15 protein-coding genes are annotated in these 13846 nt (G+C 63.0%); 2 read left to right on the plus strand and 13 right to left on the minus strand.

Annotation, left to right across the window (positions count from 1 at the left end):
- Nucleotides 1-2: 2 nt before the first annotated feature.
- From BJL86_RS09825 to BJL86_RS09840, 4 genes are read right to left on the minus strand one after another with little or no spacing between them, the layout of a single operon-like run.
- Complete coding sequence (locus BJL86_RS09825) at nucleotides 3-863, minus strand: ABC transporter ATP-binding protein (protein ID WP_067472075.1); 861 nt, start codon at nucleotides 861-863, stop codon at nucleotides 3-5.
- Nucleotides 864-900: 37 nt separating this feature from the next.
- Entirely contained in the window at nucleotides 901-1716 is an 816-nt protein-coding gene (locus BJL86_RS09830; RefSeq protein WP_067472072.1) for an SDR family oxidoreductase, read from the minus strand.
- A 14-nt stretch (nucleotides 1717-1730) separates the two neighbouring features.
- The gene (locus tag BJL86_RS09835) at nucleotides 1731-2690 is read right to left on the minus strand and encodes a tetratricopeptide repeat protein (protein ID WP_082908346.1); all 960 of its coding nucleotides are present in this window, start codon (nucleotides 2688-2690) and stop codon (nucleotides 1731-1733) included.
- A gap of 45 nt (nucleotides 2691-2735) precedes the next feature.
- A complete protein-coding gene (locus tag BJL86_RS09840) occupies nucleotides 2736-3944 on the minus strand; it encodes an acetyl-CoA C-acetyltransferase (RefSeq protein WP_067472179.1) in 1209 nt (402 codons plus the stop codon).
- A gap of 192 nt (nucleotides 3945-4136) precedes the next feature.
- Between BJL86_RS09840 and mce the strand changes: the two genes are divergently transcribed.
- Entirely contained in the window at nucleotides 4137-4604 is a 468-nt protein-coding gene (mce, locus tag BJL86_RS09845; protein WP_067472069.1) for a methylmalonyl-CoA epimerase, read from the plus strand.
- Nucleotides 4605-4668: 64 nt separating this feature from the next.
- Nucleotides 4669-5820, plus strand: coding sequence for a DivIVA domain-containing protein (locus tag BJL86_RS09850; protein WP_067472066.1), 1152 nt, complete (start codon nucleotides 4669-4671; stop codon nucleotides 5818-5820).
- A gap of 319 nt (nucleotides 5821-6139) precedes the next feature.
- On the opposite strand, the gene nucS is transcribed toward BJL86_RS09850, so the two are convergent.
- The 9 genes from nucS to BJL86_RS09900 form a co-directional block, all read right to left on the minus strand.
- Entirely contained in the window at nucleotides 6140-6856 is a 717-nt protein-coding gene (gene nucS, locus BJL86_RS09860) for an endonuclease NucS (protein WP_067472064.1), read from the minus strand.
- An 11-nt stretch (nucleotides 6857-6867) separates the two neighbouring features.
- Nucleotides 6868-7326, minus strand: coding sequence for a DUF2550 family protein (locus BJL86_RS09865; RefSeq protein WP_067472060.1), 459 nt, complete (start codon nucleotides 7324-7326; stop codon nucleotides 6868-6870).
- 139 nt (nucleotides 7327-7465) lie between these two features.
- Entirely contained in the window at nucleotides 7466-7837 is a 372-nt protein-coding gene (locus tag BJL86_RS09870; RefSeq protein WP_067472057.1) for a F0F1 ATP synthase subunit epsilon, read from the minus strand.
- Between the two features lie 14 nt (nucleotides 7838-7851).
- Nucleotides 7852-9297, minus strand: coding sequence for a F0F1 ATP synthase subunit beta (gene atpD, locus BJL86_RS09875; RefSeq protein ID WP_067472054.1), 1446 nt, complete (start codon nucleotides 9295-9297; stop codon nucleotides 7852-7854).
- 3 nt (nucleotides 9298-9300) lie between these two features.
- A complete protein-coding gene (locus tag BJL86_RS09880; RefSeq protein WP_067472051.1) occupies nucleotides 9301-10281 on the minus strand; it encodes a F0F1 ATP synthase subunit gamma in 981 nt (326 codons plus the stop codon).
- 61 nt (nucleotides 10282-10342) lie between these two features.
- Nucleotides 10343-11977 carry a F0F1 ATP synthase subunit alpha gene (gene atpA, locus BJL86_RS09885; RefSeq protein WP_067472048.1) on the minus strand — a complete coding sequence of 545 codons (1635 nt, stop codon included), beginning with the start codon at nucleotides 11975-11977 and terminating at the stop codon, nucleotides 10343-10345.
- A 135-nt stretch (nucleotides 11978-12112) separates the two neighbouring features.
- Nucleotides 12113-12931 carry a F0F1 ATP synthase subunit delta gene (locus BJL86_RS09890; protein WP_067472045.1) on the minus strand — a complete coding sequence of 273 codons (819 nt, stop codon included), beginning with the start codon at nucleotides 12929-12931 and terminating at the stop codon, nucleotides 12113-12115.
- Between the two features lie 15 nt (nucleotides 12932-12946).
- Nucleotides 12947-13522, minus strand: coding sequence for a F0F1 ATP synthase subunit B (locus BJL86_RS09895; protein ID WP_067472041.1), 576 nt, complete (start codon nucleotides 13520-13522; stop codon nucleotides 12947-12949).
- A gap of 31 nt (nucleotides 13523-13553) precedes the next feature.
- On the minus strand, nucleotides 13554-13799 hold the full coding sequence (locus BJL86_RS09900; RefSeq protein ID WP_067472038.1) for an ATP synthase F0 subunit C: 246 nt from the start codon (nucleotides 13797-13799) through the stop codon (nucleotides 13554-13556).
- Between the last annotated feature and the right edge of the window lie 47 nt (nucleotides 13800-13846).

Raw genomic sequence — 13846 nt, forward strand, 5'->3', positions numbered from 1 at the left:
TTCTACAGGGCGGCGCGGCGGTGGCGTCCCGGACGAGAACGACGCGCGAAGAAGCGGCCATCATCGGCCTGCTCGACAACGATGTTCTGCGCGAAGGTGCGGGTGAGATTCTCGCTTGTGATGACGTCCTCGATGAGGCCGGACGCAGTCACTTCACCTTCTGCAAGGAGCATCGCATGTGTGAAGCCCTGCGGAATTTCCTCAACGTGGTGGGTGACCAGCACAACGGCGGGGGCATCCGGGTCGAGAGCGAGATCAGCGAGCCGCGAGACGAGTTCCTCGCGGCCACCGAGGTCGAGGCCGGCGCCGGGCTCGTCGAGGAGTAGCATCTCCGGGTCGGTCATCAGCGCACGGGAGATGAGCACTCGCTTACGCTCGCCCTCGGACAGAGTGCCCCAGGTGCGCTCGGAAAGATGCTCCGCGCCCATCGCCTCGAGCGTGTCGGCGGCGCGCTCGTGGTCGATTCCGTCGTACTTCTCCCGCCAGCGGCCGAGTACCGAGTATCCGGCCGAGATCACGATATCGGCGACTTTCTCGTCGCCCGGGATTCGCTGTGCGAGCGCGACGGAGGACAGTCCGATACGTGTGCGAAGTTCCATCACCTCGGTCTTGCCCATGAGCTCGCCGAGGATGCGGCACGAACCGGAGGAGGGAAATTCGTTCGCCGCCGCCATGCGCATGAGCGAGGTCTTTCCTGCCCCGTTCGGGCCGAGAATGACCCAGCGTTCGTCGAGCTCCACCTGCCAATCCAGGGGGCCAACGAGTGAATTGCCACCACGGCGCAACTGGGCACCGCGGAAGTCGATCACGAGGTCTTCGTTGATGACGTCGTAGTCGTCTCTCGAGGGGGAAGTCACAACCATCACACTACCCGTGGCAACCCGCGGTGGTGCGTCGCACCTAACGCGTGAATCCGCCTTCGGAGTTGACCACCTGGCCGGTTATCCACTCGGCCTCGGGAGTGAGTAGCCACGCGATGACGCGAGCAGCATCGTCGGGTTCACCGAAGCGGCCGAAAGGAAACATCCCTCGGGTCGCCTCTAGGTCCGCGGCAGTCATGTACCCGGTGTCCACGGGGCCGGGATTTACCGAATTCACGCGAATTCCCCGTCCGGCGAGCTCGTGGGAAATGGTGAGTGTCACACCGGCAATCGCTGCTTTAGACGCCGCGTACGCGATTTCCGCCGGCATCGGGCCCTGGTCTTGGCCCGAGGTCATGAACACGATGGACGCCTTGTCTCCGGTGCGGTGGTGCTCGGCGAAGGATTTCGCTAGGAGGAGCGATGCACGGGTGTTCACCGCCCAGTGGGAGTCGAGCCACTCCGCGCTCATCTCCGCGAGCATTCCGTCGGATCCCGATTGCGCGTGGTTGCACACCAACCCGGAAAGCCGTCCGAATTCCTCGGCCGCGGCTCCGATGACCTGCGACGGCGCGTCAGGGTCGCTGAAGTCCGCGTGCATACCCACGACTCGTGCGCCTTCGGCGCAATGTTCGCGAATGCCGTCCAGCACCGCGTCGACGTCGTCTGCGCCCCAAGGTTGTTGGGCGTCGTGCGGCGAATAGTGCTGGCAGAAGACCTCAGCGCCGTAGGCGGCAAGACGGCAGGCGGTGGCGAAACCGATTCCGGCTCGCCGGCTCACCCCTGTGACGACGACAGCGTGCCCGCGCAGTGGGTACCGGTCGCGGGCCAGCGGGCTGGGCACGTCCGACGTCATTCCCCGGTGTGTTTCTAGTACAGCGCCGTGGCGAGATTCCGTCGGGCAGCGAGCGCGTCCGGATCGTTGGCGGGCAACGTATCGAGCAGTTCGAGCAGTCGCGTCCGGAGAAGGTTCTTCTCGTCGCCCGCGCTGGTGCGGATCGCGGCGATCACGCCCTCGAAGGCGCCGGCGTAATTGCCGGCCATGATCTGAATGTCGGCCTTCGACAGAACCTCGCGGATCTGGTCGCTCTGACCCTCGGCCGCCGGGTCGTTCTCGTCGGCGACGCGACGGGAAACCTGGACGAAGCGGAGCGCCTCGATCAGACTGTGGTCGCCGGAGCGGGAATCCACGAGAGCCTGGAAGCGCTCCTCCGCCGCGGCGAGGTCGCCCTCGGCGAGAGCGTTCTCCGCCGCATCGCGTTCCGGGTCGGACGGCTCCTCGGGTTCGCCCTCCACGGGCTGCTCCCCTGCACCCTCGAGTTTGCCGGCGGTCACCTCGAGCACCTTGTCGATCACCAGCCGCAGCTGGTCCTCCGGCTGCTCACCCTCGAATTCGGTGAGCGGACGCCCACCTGCGACGGCGATGACCATGGGAACGCCCTGCGCGCGAAACGCCTGGGCGATTCCCGGGGCCTGATCGACGTCGGCGTAGGCGTGCACCCAGGAACCACCGTCGGCGGCGGCCATCTGCTGCAGAGTCGCGGTCATCGCCGTCGGTGCCCTCGAGGAGCCGAGTTCGACGAGTACCGGCACCTTCATGGACCGCATGAGCACTTCTGCCTCGAAGTTCTGCTCGGTCACCTGCACGCTCGTCGCGTTCGACGCCTGCGCGCCTCCCGTCGGCGTCCCGGCCTGCTGCCCGGCGCCGCGCTGCTGCGCGTCGGCACGGTCCTTGAGCCCCGACAGGTCCACGGCCCCCGACAACGAGGCGGCGAGACGTGCATCTGACGGCGATGGATTGTTTCCTGATCGGCTACCTGGTCGAGTCACGTTTCCGATTCTCCCATTTTCTCAACGGTGAGCGACGCCGGCCGGCTAGTTCTGCCGGGGAACGCGGATGATCAGCGCGTCGCCCTGACCGCCGCCGCCACACAGCGCCGCCGCACCGGTTCCACCACCGCGGCGAGCGAGCTCGAGTGCGAGCGTGAGGACGACGCGGTTGCCCGAGACACCGATGGGGTGGCCGAGCGCGATTGCGCCGCCGTTGGGGTTGACGATCGACGGATCGAGGCCGAGTTCCTTCGTCGAATGGATACCGACGGACGCGAACGCCTCGTTGAGCTCGACGACGTCGAGCTCGGACACGGAGACGCCGGACTTTTCCGCGGCATCGTTGATTGCTGCGGCGGGCTGGTGCTGCAACGTGGAGTCCGGTCCGCCGACGGTGCCGTACTGAACGACCTCGGCGAGAATCGGCCAACCGTTGTCGCGGGCGTTCTTCGCCGAGGTGACGACCGTGGCCGAAGCACCATCGGAGATCTGGGACGACGAACCCGCGGTGATGGTTCCGTCCTTCGCGAAGGCCGGACGCAGCTTACCCAGGGACTCGGCGGTGGTGTCTGCGCGCACACCTTCGTCGCGGTCGACGATGGTGTCTCCCTTGCGCCCGGAGATCGTGACCGGCACGACCTCGTCGGCGAAGAGATTCTTCTCCCATGCCGCCGCGGCACGCTGGTGGGACTGCGCCGAGAATTCGTCCTGGGCGGCACGGTCGATGCCGAGCGTGGCATTGCGCTGCTCGGTGAGCGCGCCCATCGGCTGGTCGGTGGGAACGTCCTCCAGGCCGTCGAACGCCATGTGGTCGAGCACCTCGACCGAACCGTACTTGTAGCCGCCGCGCGAATTCGGCAGCAGGTGGGGAGCTTTCGACATCGACTCCTGCCCACCGGCGACGACTACCTTGGCCTCGCCTGCACGGATCGACTGAGAGGCGAGAGCAATAGCCGAGAGACCCGATAGGCACATCTTATTGATCGTCAGCGCGTGCGCGCTCGGAGAGATTCCGGCGCCCAGCATCGACTGGCGCGCGGGCATCTGACCGACGCCGGCTCCGAGCACCTGACCCATGATCACGTAGTCGACGGCATCCGCCGAAACGCCGCCCTTTTCCAACGCTCCCTTAATTGCAATGGCGCCGAGCTGGGGCGCGCTCAACGACGACAACGCCCCTTGCAAGCGACCGAAGGGTGTACGGGCTCCGGACACGATCACGATCGCATCGTCGGCAATATCGTTTGAATTGATGGCAGTCACGGTCGGGCTCCTCGGTAAGTGGCCTGTGGTGCGCCCCGAGTACTGGCAATGCCGTCCCCCGGGTGCGCTTCGGATCTCAACGTACTTCTCCTACACAACAACACCAATTATAGACGCCTTCAACTGTACGAAAACGATCCACTTTGGGGTGTAACGAGCACAGTTAAGAGTTACAGTTAATACATGTCAACTGATCCAGCAGCTTTGTCCCGCATCCCTTCAGGCCTCGTCACCGCCGTCGACCACGTCGGCATCGCGGTGTCCGACTTCGACGCCGCCACCACGTGGTATCGAGACGCCCTCGGGTTCGACAATGTTCACGAGGAGATCAACGAAGAGCAGGGGGTTCGCGAAGCGATGCTCGCGCCGGCGGGAGCCCCGGATGGGTCCGCGATGGTCCAGATCCTCGCTCCGCTCTCGGACACTTCGACGATCGCCAAGTTCATCGACAAGAATGGTCCAGGGCTGCAGCAGATGGCGGTTCGAGTCACCGATATCGACGCGGTCATGGCGCACCTCGCCGCACACGACATCCGAGTTCTCTACCCCGAACCGAAAAAGGGAACCGCACACTCGCGCATCAACTTCGTCCACCCGAAGGATGCGGGCGGCGTACTTCTCGAGCTAGTCGAACCCGCTGGCACACACTAGTTTCCCGGTTGCGTGGCGCCTGTCGTAGCGCCACCGACCGTCCACTCTGGTTTATCCTTGGGGCATGTCCGCCGACCACGAAATCGCACTCCGCCATAATCTGGCGACCGTTCGCCGAGGGTACGAACCTGCCGCCGTCGTGGCGGCCATTTCGCGCCTCGAGGCCGAGACGAGCCTCCTGCAGGCGGACCGGAACCAGGCGATCGAGCATCGACATCAGATTGCCGGAGAGTTGAAGGCGGCGCACGCGGAAATCGAAGAACTCCGTGGCGAGGTTCGCAGACTGGGTAAGGCGCCGGTCACCAGCGAGGACATGTCCCAGCGGCTTCGTTCGATGCTGTCGCTCGCCGAACAAGAAGCCGCCGAGATTCGGGCTAAGGCCGACGAGGATGCATCGCTTTTGCGCAGCGAAGCTGAGGATTACGCGTGGCAGGCACGTCAGGACGCGGACGAGCGAGTTCGCCAGTCGCGCATGCAGGCTGAGCAGCTCGCCGCCGAACGAACGCGCATCCTCGACGCGGCGCATCAGGAATCGGCGCACACGATCGCGGCGACCGAGCACGACATCAACGCTCGCACTATCGCGGCCGAACAGGAGCGAAAGCGCGCGGACGAGGAAGCCTCGCTTCGCCGCGCCGCCGAAGACGAGGACTACCGCATCGCCTCCGACGCCCGCCGCATGGCCACGAACAAGGAGATCGAGTCCGAACGCATCGCCGCCGCCGCCGCCGCCGAGGCCGTTCGCCGCGCGGCGAAGGACGATGCCGCCCTGTGGCGCGAGGAGGCGACCAGGGACTCGGAGACCTGGCGTGAGGAGGCCACTACTCAGGCGGCGCAGTGGCGCAAGGAGGCAACGGCCGATGCGAAGGACATTCGTTCGTCCGCTCGCCGAGACGCCGACGCTCTTACATCCGCGGCGCATGCTCGCGTCGCCGAGCTCGCAGCGGTACGCGATTCTCTCGTCGGCGACATCGCCAAAACACGCGCGCAGCTGGAGTCGTTTTCGCTTACCCGAAGCAGGTATGACGGCGATCTTGCCGAACTTGCCAAGCCAGTCCCTTCTCCGTGGCAGAAGGAACAAGAGTCAGCGTCTGGCGAGATAGGCCAGCAGCCCGCCGTCACCGATGGGCAAACCACCCAGCCGGCGCCGGCACCCGGGTATCCATCCAAGCGAGCCGGTGCCGCGGCGCAGAGCACCGGGGACAGCCGCCGCTAGCTCCACTTCCGGGTGACGCTTCGGCGGGCCCTGGCCTCCCAGCATCCGGAGTGCCAATGCCTTCTCCAGTCACCGGACTCGTCGTCTTCGGGCCACGCGACAACATGCGCAATCCCTTTGGCGACTTCTTGATCGCAGCCGGGGCAACGATATGCCTTGTTTGCCCGTGCTGGAGGAATATTCACGACGGTGTAGAACGAACCGGTGTCTCCGAGTGGTCCTGTTTCGCGCCGGTTCAAACCGCGAGGCATCGGTCCCTCGGTGGTACCGCTGGGTGTTCGCCTGTTCTTGCGTGCCATTGCGCAACCCGTCCTAGATCCTAGAAAAGACGCATTTCCTTGCTCTCGGTTCCCCGTAGCGCGTCATAGTCGAGCGTCACGCAACGGATTCCTCGATCCACCGCGAGGGTACGGGCTTGCGGTTTGATGACCTGTGCCGCGTAAACGCCTTCGACGGGTGCTAGATGTGGGTCGCGGTTGAGGAGTTCTAGGTAGCGGGTGAGCTGTTCGACGCCGTCGATTTCTCCACGTCGTTTGATCTCGACGGCGACGGTGCCACCGTCTGCGTCGCGGCACAGGATGTCGACCGGCCCGATGGCTGTCATGTATTCACGCCGTATCAGCGTATACCCGTCACCTAGTGTGCCGATGTGTTCGGCGAGGAGCTCCTGGAGGTGCGCCTCCACGCCGTCCTTGATCAGGCCGGGGTCTTCGCCGAGTTCGTGTGCCGTGTCGAGTTCAACGGAGAAGATCGCGATGCGAAGCTGCTCGCCTGCCTTGTTCTCTACGATCCATGCCGATTGGGCGTCGTCTGGGAAGGACGCGAGATCCTCGCTCTGCTCCCCTTCTCCCGCGAGGTCGAATTCCTTGAGCACACACGGCGGGCTCATCCAGTTGAGCGGCTTATATGCGCGGTCGTCCGCATGTACGCTCACTGACCCGTCGGACTTGACCAACAGTAGACGTGGAGCTCTTGGCAGGTGTGCTGTGAGCCGCCCGACGTAGTCAACCTGGCATTCGGCGATTACAAGTCGCAAGGACTACCTCTTCAATAAAAACGAGCACGCCGCCTTTTGACCGATTGGATCGAACAAGCTTCGACCCACGATCGCATGGCGGCGTGCGTTTGCGTATCCAGTCCGAAGTCGCCTGAGACTTTACGTCCCCTTCGGTCGTCTGCTTCGAATGACACGACCAGTTCCCCTGGTTCGAGAACGGCGAGTTCTCCGGATGTCTGTGGTTTTCGAGATGCGTCTAGTTGGATGCTGGCGCGGTCGAGCTCGACGTCGAATCGCGGCCGAAGGCTAAATAGCTTGACCAATTGCCCCGAATCCTCAGTGAACCGCATGATCCCGTGGCTCCATTGGCCCGGTTGGCCTTCTCTTCCGCACATTCGGAAAACAATAGGCATTCCTGAGCCGCGGAATACGAAGAACCGGTAGATGGCGGCTATGGCGATGAGCAGGGCAAGCACGATGAGGACCGCAACGAGCAATTTCCAGACCATCCCGTTCCCCCTCATCGCGCAACAGTTTAGCGATTAGAACATAAATTACTTGCCCTGGCAGCGAATACAAAAACGCCGTGGGGCTGGTCCCTTTCGGAACCGGCCCCACGGGGGTACCCAGACGAGCTCGGAGAGGTGTCTAGGCGTTTGCCTTCTCGACTGCGAGGAGGCGCGACTGCGCTTCTGCCTTCTTCAGTGCGTCCGAACCGGATTCCTTGAGATCAGACTCCGCAGCGGCCTTGTCGATATCCTCTGCCCAGTCCGCACCTTCGCCGAGGATTTGGACCTTACTTCCCGTCACCGAGATGAATCCGCCGCGCACGGAGGCGACCCGCTTGGAGCCGTCGGTGTACACGGACACGGTCCCTCCCGCGTCGAGCTGACCGAGGAGCGGTTCGTGGCCCGGCTGGATACCGATCTCGCCTTCGGTGGTCTTCGCGACGATCATCTCGGCCTTACCTGACCAGAACTCGCGTTCCACCGTGACGATGGCGATTTCTAGCTCTGCCATGGATCCTTCTCCTCTTAGTAGCCGAGCTTCTTGGCCTCGGCCTCGACGTCATCAAGACCGCCGACACCGTTGAAGGCCTGCTCGGGAAGGTGGTCGAGATCGCCCTTGCAGAGCTTGTCGAACGCCTCGATCGTGTCGTTGATCGGTACGACCGAGCCCTCGATGCCGGTGAACTTAACCGCGACGAGGAAGTTCTGGCCGAGGAACCGCTCAATGCGACGTGCACGCTGGACGGTGACCTTGTCCTCTTCGGACAGCTCGTCCATACCGAGGATGGCGATGATGTCCTGGAGCTCCTTGTACTTCTGGAGAATCCGGATGACTTCCTGCGCCACGCGGTAGTGCTCGTCCCCGACAATGGCCGGCTCGAGGATTCGCGACGTCGACGACAGCGGATCAACTGCGGGGTAGATGCCCTTCGACGCGATCGAACGCGAAAGCTCGGTCGTGGCGTCGAGGTGCGCGAACGTCGTCGCCGGCGCCGGGTCGGTGTAGTCGTCGGCAGGGACGTAGATCGCCTGCAGCGACGTAATGGAACGGCCCTTCGTCGAGGTAATGCGCTCCTGCAGCTGACCCATCTCGTCGGCCAGCGTCGGCTGGTAACCCACTGCCGAAGGCATACGTCCGAGAAGCGTCGACACCTCGGAGCCGGCCTGCGTGAAGCGGAAGATGTTGTCGATGAACAGGAGGACGTCCTGATCCTGAACATCGCGGAAGTACTCCGCCATGGTCAGTGCCGACAGAGCGACGCGCATACGCGTCCCCGGCGGCTCATCCATCTGGCCGAAGACAAGGGCGGTGTCCTGGAGGACGCCCATCTCGTCCATCTCCAAGAGGAGGTCGGTTCCCTCACGGGTGCGCTCGCCGACGCCGGCGAACACCGAGGTGCCGGAGAACTCGCGAGCAATACGGGTAATCATCTCCTGGATGAGGACCGTCTTGCCCACACCTGCACCACCGAACAGGCCGATCTTGCCGCCCTTGACGTACGGGGTGAGGAGGTCGATGACCTTAATACCCGTTTCCAGGATCTCGGTCTTGCCTTCGAGCTGGTCGAAAGCCGGCGGCTGACGGTGGATTCCCCACTGCTCGCCGTCACGACCGGTTCCCGGTGCGTCGAGGCAATCGCCGAGTGCGTTAAAGACGTGGCCCTTGACCTCGTCGCCCACGGGCACCGAGATCGGCTTGCCGGTGTCGGTAACGGTCGCACCGCGGACGAGACCGTCGGTGGACTGCATCGAGATGCCGCGGACCATGTTGTCGCCGAGGTGCTGCGCGACCTCGAGGGTCACGGTCTTGGCGACGGACGGCAGTTCGATTTCAACGGTGAGTGCGTTGAACAGCTCGGGCATGGCGCCACGCGGGAACTCCACGTCGACGACGGCACCGAGCACACGGGACACGCGGCCGGTAAGGCCCGCTGTACCGTTCTGGTTTTGCTCCATTACGGGGGTGCTCATTGGTTAATCACTTCCTGCGCTAGCGGATAGCGCACCAGCGCCACCGACAATCTCGCTGATTTCCTGGGTAATCTGCGCCTGGCGAGCCTGGTTGGCTTCACGGCTGAGACCGTCGACCAGCTCGGTGGCGTTGTCCGTTGCAGACTTCATTGCGGTACGGCGGGCTGCCGACTCTGACGCTGCCGCTTCGAGAAGCGCCGCGAATGCTCGTGAGGCAAGGTAACGGGGAAGAATCGCGTTCAGCAGAGTCGTCGCATCCGGCTCGAAGTTGAGCTCCGGCTTGATCTCCGTGTCGGGATCGTCTTCCATGATCCCGTCTCCGAGGTGAAGCCGCTCTTCGTCGACGACCGTCCGAATCGGCGCCAGGCGTCGTGCCTGGGCCGTCTGAGTAAGCATCGACACGAACCTGGTGTACACGATGTGCACCTCGTCGACGCCGGCGTAAGTACCGGCACCGTCGCCGAGGAATTCAGAACCATCGACCTCTTCGCCTGCACCCGCCTGGAAGATGGCGGCGAGAAGCGAAAAGGCTCCTCGAACCTTTTCGTACTCCGGCTGCTCCGAGAAGCCCGACCACGAACCCGCGAGCTCGATCTCGCGGAACTGGTAGTAGCCGATCCCCTTACGTCCCATGACGTAGAGGTCAACTTCCTTGCCCTCCTGCTCGAGGAGCGCACGAAGCTCGGCGGTTTCCTGCAGAACCTTCTGGTTGTACCCGCCACACATGCCGCTGTCACTGGTCACAACCAGGATGGCTGCACGCTTCGGATCGGGATGCTCGTTAAGCATCTTGTGGTCAAGGGAGGAGGCCGAAGCGAGGTCTTGCAGAATCGCGGTGACCTGGTCCGAATACGGGCGTGCCTCTGCGACGCGTGCCTGCGCCTTCGGAATCCGGGACGTAGCGATCAGCTCGCGTGCCTTGGTGATCTTCTTGGTCGAGTTAACCGACTTGATCCGGCTACGTAGTTCGCGCAAGTTAGCCATTCGCTATGCCCTCCTCTCGTTGCTTCGACTGGTTGAGTCCATCATCTGAAACGAAGCCGCCCTACGAGGTCTTCTTCTTGACGACGAGCTGGTCGCGCTCGAGGTCTTCAGAATCGAGTGCGTCAGCGTTCTCCTCGACGACCCGGGAGCCGTCAGAAGCAACGAATCCCTGCTTGAAGGCCTTCGTCTTCGAGTTGAGGGTTTCCTTCGACTCGTCAGAAAGGACGGCACCGCCGTCGATCTGCTTGTAGACGTCCGAGGCGCTGTGGTGAAGATCAGAGATCAACTCGTCCTCGAAACGACGGACGTCCTCAACTGGGACGCTATCGTAGTGGCCCTCGCCCGCGAGGTAGATCGAAACGATCTGGTCCTCGACGGCCACCGGGGAGTTCTCGTTCTGCTTGAGAATCTCGACCAGCCGGGAACCGCGATCCAGCTGAGCCTTCGACGCAGCGTCGAGGTCGGAAGCGAAGGTGGCGAAGGACTCGAGGTCACGATAGGCAGCTAGATCGAGACGCAGCGAACCGGACACCTTCTTCATGCCCTTGGTCTGTGCAGCACCACCAACACGTGACACCGAGATACCGACGTTCACAGCCGGGCGAACGCCACGGTTGAACAGGTCGGACTCGAGGAAGACCTGACCGTCGGTAATGGAGATGACGTTGGTCGGGATAAACGCGGAGACGTCGTTTGCCTTCGTTTCAATGATCGGCAGACCCGTCATCGAACCGCCACCGAGCTCGTCCGAGAGCTTCGCACAGCGCTCGAGGAGCCGGGAGTGCAGGTAGAACACGTCGCCCGGGTATGCCTCGCGGCCCGGCGGGCGACGGAGCAGCAGGGAGATCGCGCGGTATGCCTCGGCCTGCTTGGAGAGGTCGTCGAACACGATCAGAACATGGTTACCTTCGTACATCCACTGCTGACCGATGGCCGAGCCGGTGAAGGGTGCGAGCCACTTCAGACCGGCGGAGTCGGAAGCCGGAGCCGCGACGATAGTCGTGTATTCCATAGCGCCGTGCTCTTCCAGGGTCGCCTTGACACCGGCGATGGTCGAGCCCTTCTGGCCCACGGCGACGTAGATGCAGCGAAGCTGCTTGGTCTTGTCGCCGGACTCCCAGTTGGCCTTCTGGTTGAGGATGGCGTCGATGCACAGTGCCGTCTTGCCGGTCTTGCGGTCACCAATGATCAGCTGACGCTGTCCACGACCGATCGGGGTCATTGCGTCGACTGCCTTGATACCGGTCTGCATCGGCTCTTCGACAGGTTGGCGCTCGAGCACCGAGGGTGCCTGCAACTCGAGCGCGCGGCGCTCGGTCGACTCGATATCACCAAGTCCGTCGATGGCCTCACCGAGCGGGTTGACCACTCGACCGAGGAAGTTCTCGCCAACGGGGACCGAAAGGACGTCGCCGGTACGGCGGACCTCTTGGCCCTCTTCGATCTCGTCGAAGCTACCAAGGATAACGGCACCGATTTCGCGGTCCTCGAGGTTGAGGGCAACGCCGAGGATTCCGCCGGGGAATTCCAGAATCTCGTTGGCCATCGCGGACGGCAGGCCGCTGATGTGGGCAATTCCGTCACCGGTATCCACGACGGTGCCGACCTCATCGCGAGAGGCGTCCTGGGACATGCTCTGGGTGTAATTTGCAATCGCGCTACGGATCTCGTCGGAGGAGATCGTCAACTCCGCCATGTGTTTCCTGCTCTCACTAAGTTCGTGGGCCGAAAGTTTCTTTCGGCTCATATGTTGTCAGGTGGGTGAGCATCGACCGTGAAAACGGCTGCCCAGCTAGTTCACGGCTGCGGCCCTCGGACCGCAGCAGATCAATCACGGAATGTTGCGTCGCATCGCAGACAAGCGACCCGACACGCTTCCGTCGATGACCTCGTCGCCCACCCGGATGACAAGACCACCCATAATTTTCGGATCGATATTCATATGAACGGTCATCGACCGTCCATAGATCTTTCCGAGCCGAGCCTTGAGGGACTCGACCTGTTCGCTCGAAAGTTCGTTGGCGCTTGTGACGTCGGCAACTGCCGTCCCCTGCAATTCTGCCGCCATTTGGGACAGCGCGTCCAGGTCGTCGGCAGGCCGATTTTCAGGTCGCGCGATAACTTGCGAGGCCAATGCCTCGGTAACCGCGAGAACCTTCCCGTACACGAGTTCACCAAGCAGTGCACGCTTAGCCTTGGTAGGCGCCTGCCGATCGGCAAGTGCTTGCTCCAGCTCCGGGTTGCCGGCGATGATCCGTCCGAGACGGAACAGCTCGTCTTCCACTGCCGGTAGCTGACCCTGCGCCGCAGCCGAAGCGAGCAGCGACAGGCGGCTGAGGTCAACGAGGCTGTCACGCAAGTCGCGGGGGTTCGACCACGTGTGGCCGACCGCATCCAACAGCACGTCCAGCGTGCTGTCGTCGATCTTCCAACCGAAGACCGAACGAGCTAGGTCCTGCCGGGTCGAAGCAGGAGCCGAGGAGTCCGCGACTGCGACTCGCAGCGCGCGATCTCCCTCGAGAACCTCAGCAACCTGGAACAGCTCTCCCCCGAGCTTGGCACCGGTGGCACCACCGTCGGACTTGGCGCCTAGCGTTCCTTGCAACTTCTCGCGGCACTTCGCGAGTGCATCACGGCTAGCTGCGTGCATTGTGCGTCACTTTCCTTACTTCTGGCCGGGCCCGGAAACCTGGTCAAGGTCTGCCAGGAAGCGGTCGATGGTGCCGGACTGCTTGACGTTGTCCGACAACTGCTCGCCCATCAACTTCTCTGCAAGGTCGACAGACTGCTTGCCGAGGTCGGAGCGAAGCTCGGTCACGATCTGCTGACGCTGTGCCTGCAGCTGCTGCTGACCGTTGGCAACGATGCGATCGCTTTCCTTCTGCGCGTCGGCCTTCATATCCGCGAGGATCTGCTGTCCTTGGAGACGAGCATCCTCTCGAATCTTGGCGGCCTCACCGCGGGCCTCTGCCAGCTGCTCGTTGTATTTGTCGAGCGCTTCCTTGGCCTCGCGCTGCGCCGCTTCGGCGCGCTCGATACCGCCTTCGATCTTCTCTGTGCGCTCTTCAAGCACCTTCTTCACCATCGGAAGCACAAACTTCCAGAAGACGAACAAAAGGATGGCGAACGCGATGAGAGACCAGACGATGTCGTAGAGGGCCGGCATCAAGATGTTCGGCTCTTCCTCCAGCGGAAGCGATTCTTCGCCTCCCGCTGCGAGTAATACGAAATCGGAGATCATCTAGTTGGTCCTATCCGGTACGTCGTTGGTCTTACTGGAAGATGAAGCCGGTGACGATGCCGATGAGGGCCAGGGCCTCGGTGAAGGCGATACCGAGGAACATCGTGGTGCGAATCTGGCCGGCCATCTCGGGCTGGCGAGCCATGCCCTCGATCGCCTTACCGACGACGATGCCGATACCGATGCCGGGGCCGATGGCGGCGAGGCCGTAGCCCACTGCGCCGAGGCCGGGCATCGTGGTCGTCGTGGCTTCCTGGGCGAGAGTGACGATATCCATCTGGATTCCATTCCCTTTCAATTGGCCGGAGCGGACTATCCGCTTGC

It is taken from the genome of Dietzia timorensis (assembly GCF_001659785.1).
GTDB classification, from domain to species: Bacteria; Actinomycetota; Actinomycetes; order Mycobacteriales; family Mycobacteriaceae; genus Dietzia; species Dietzia timorensis.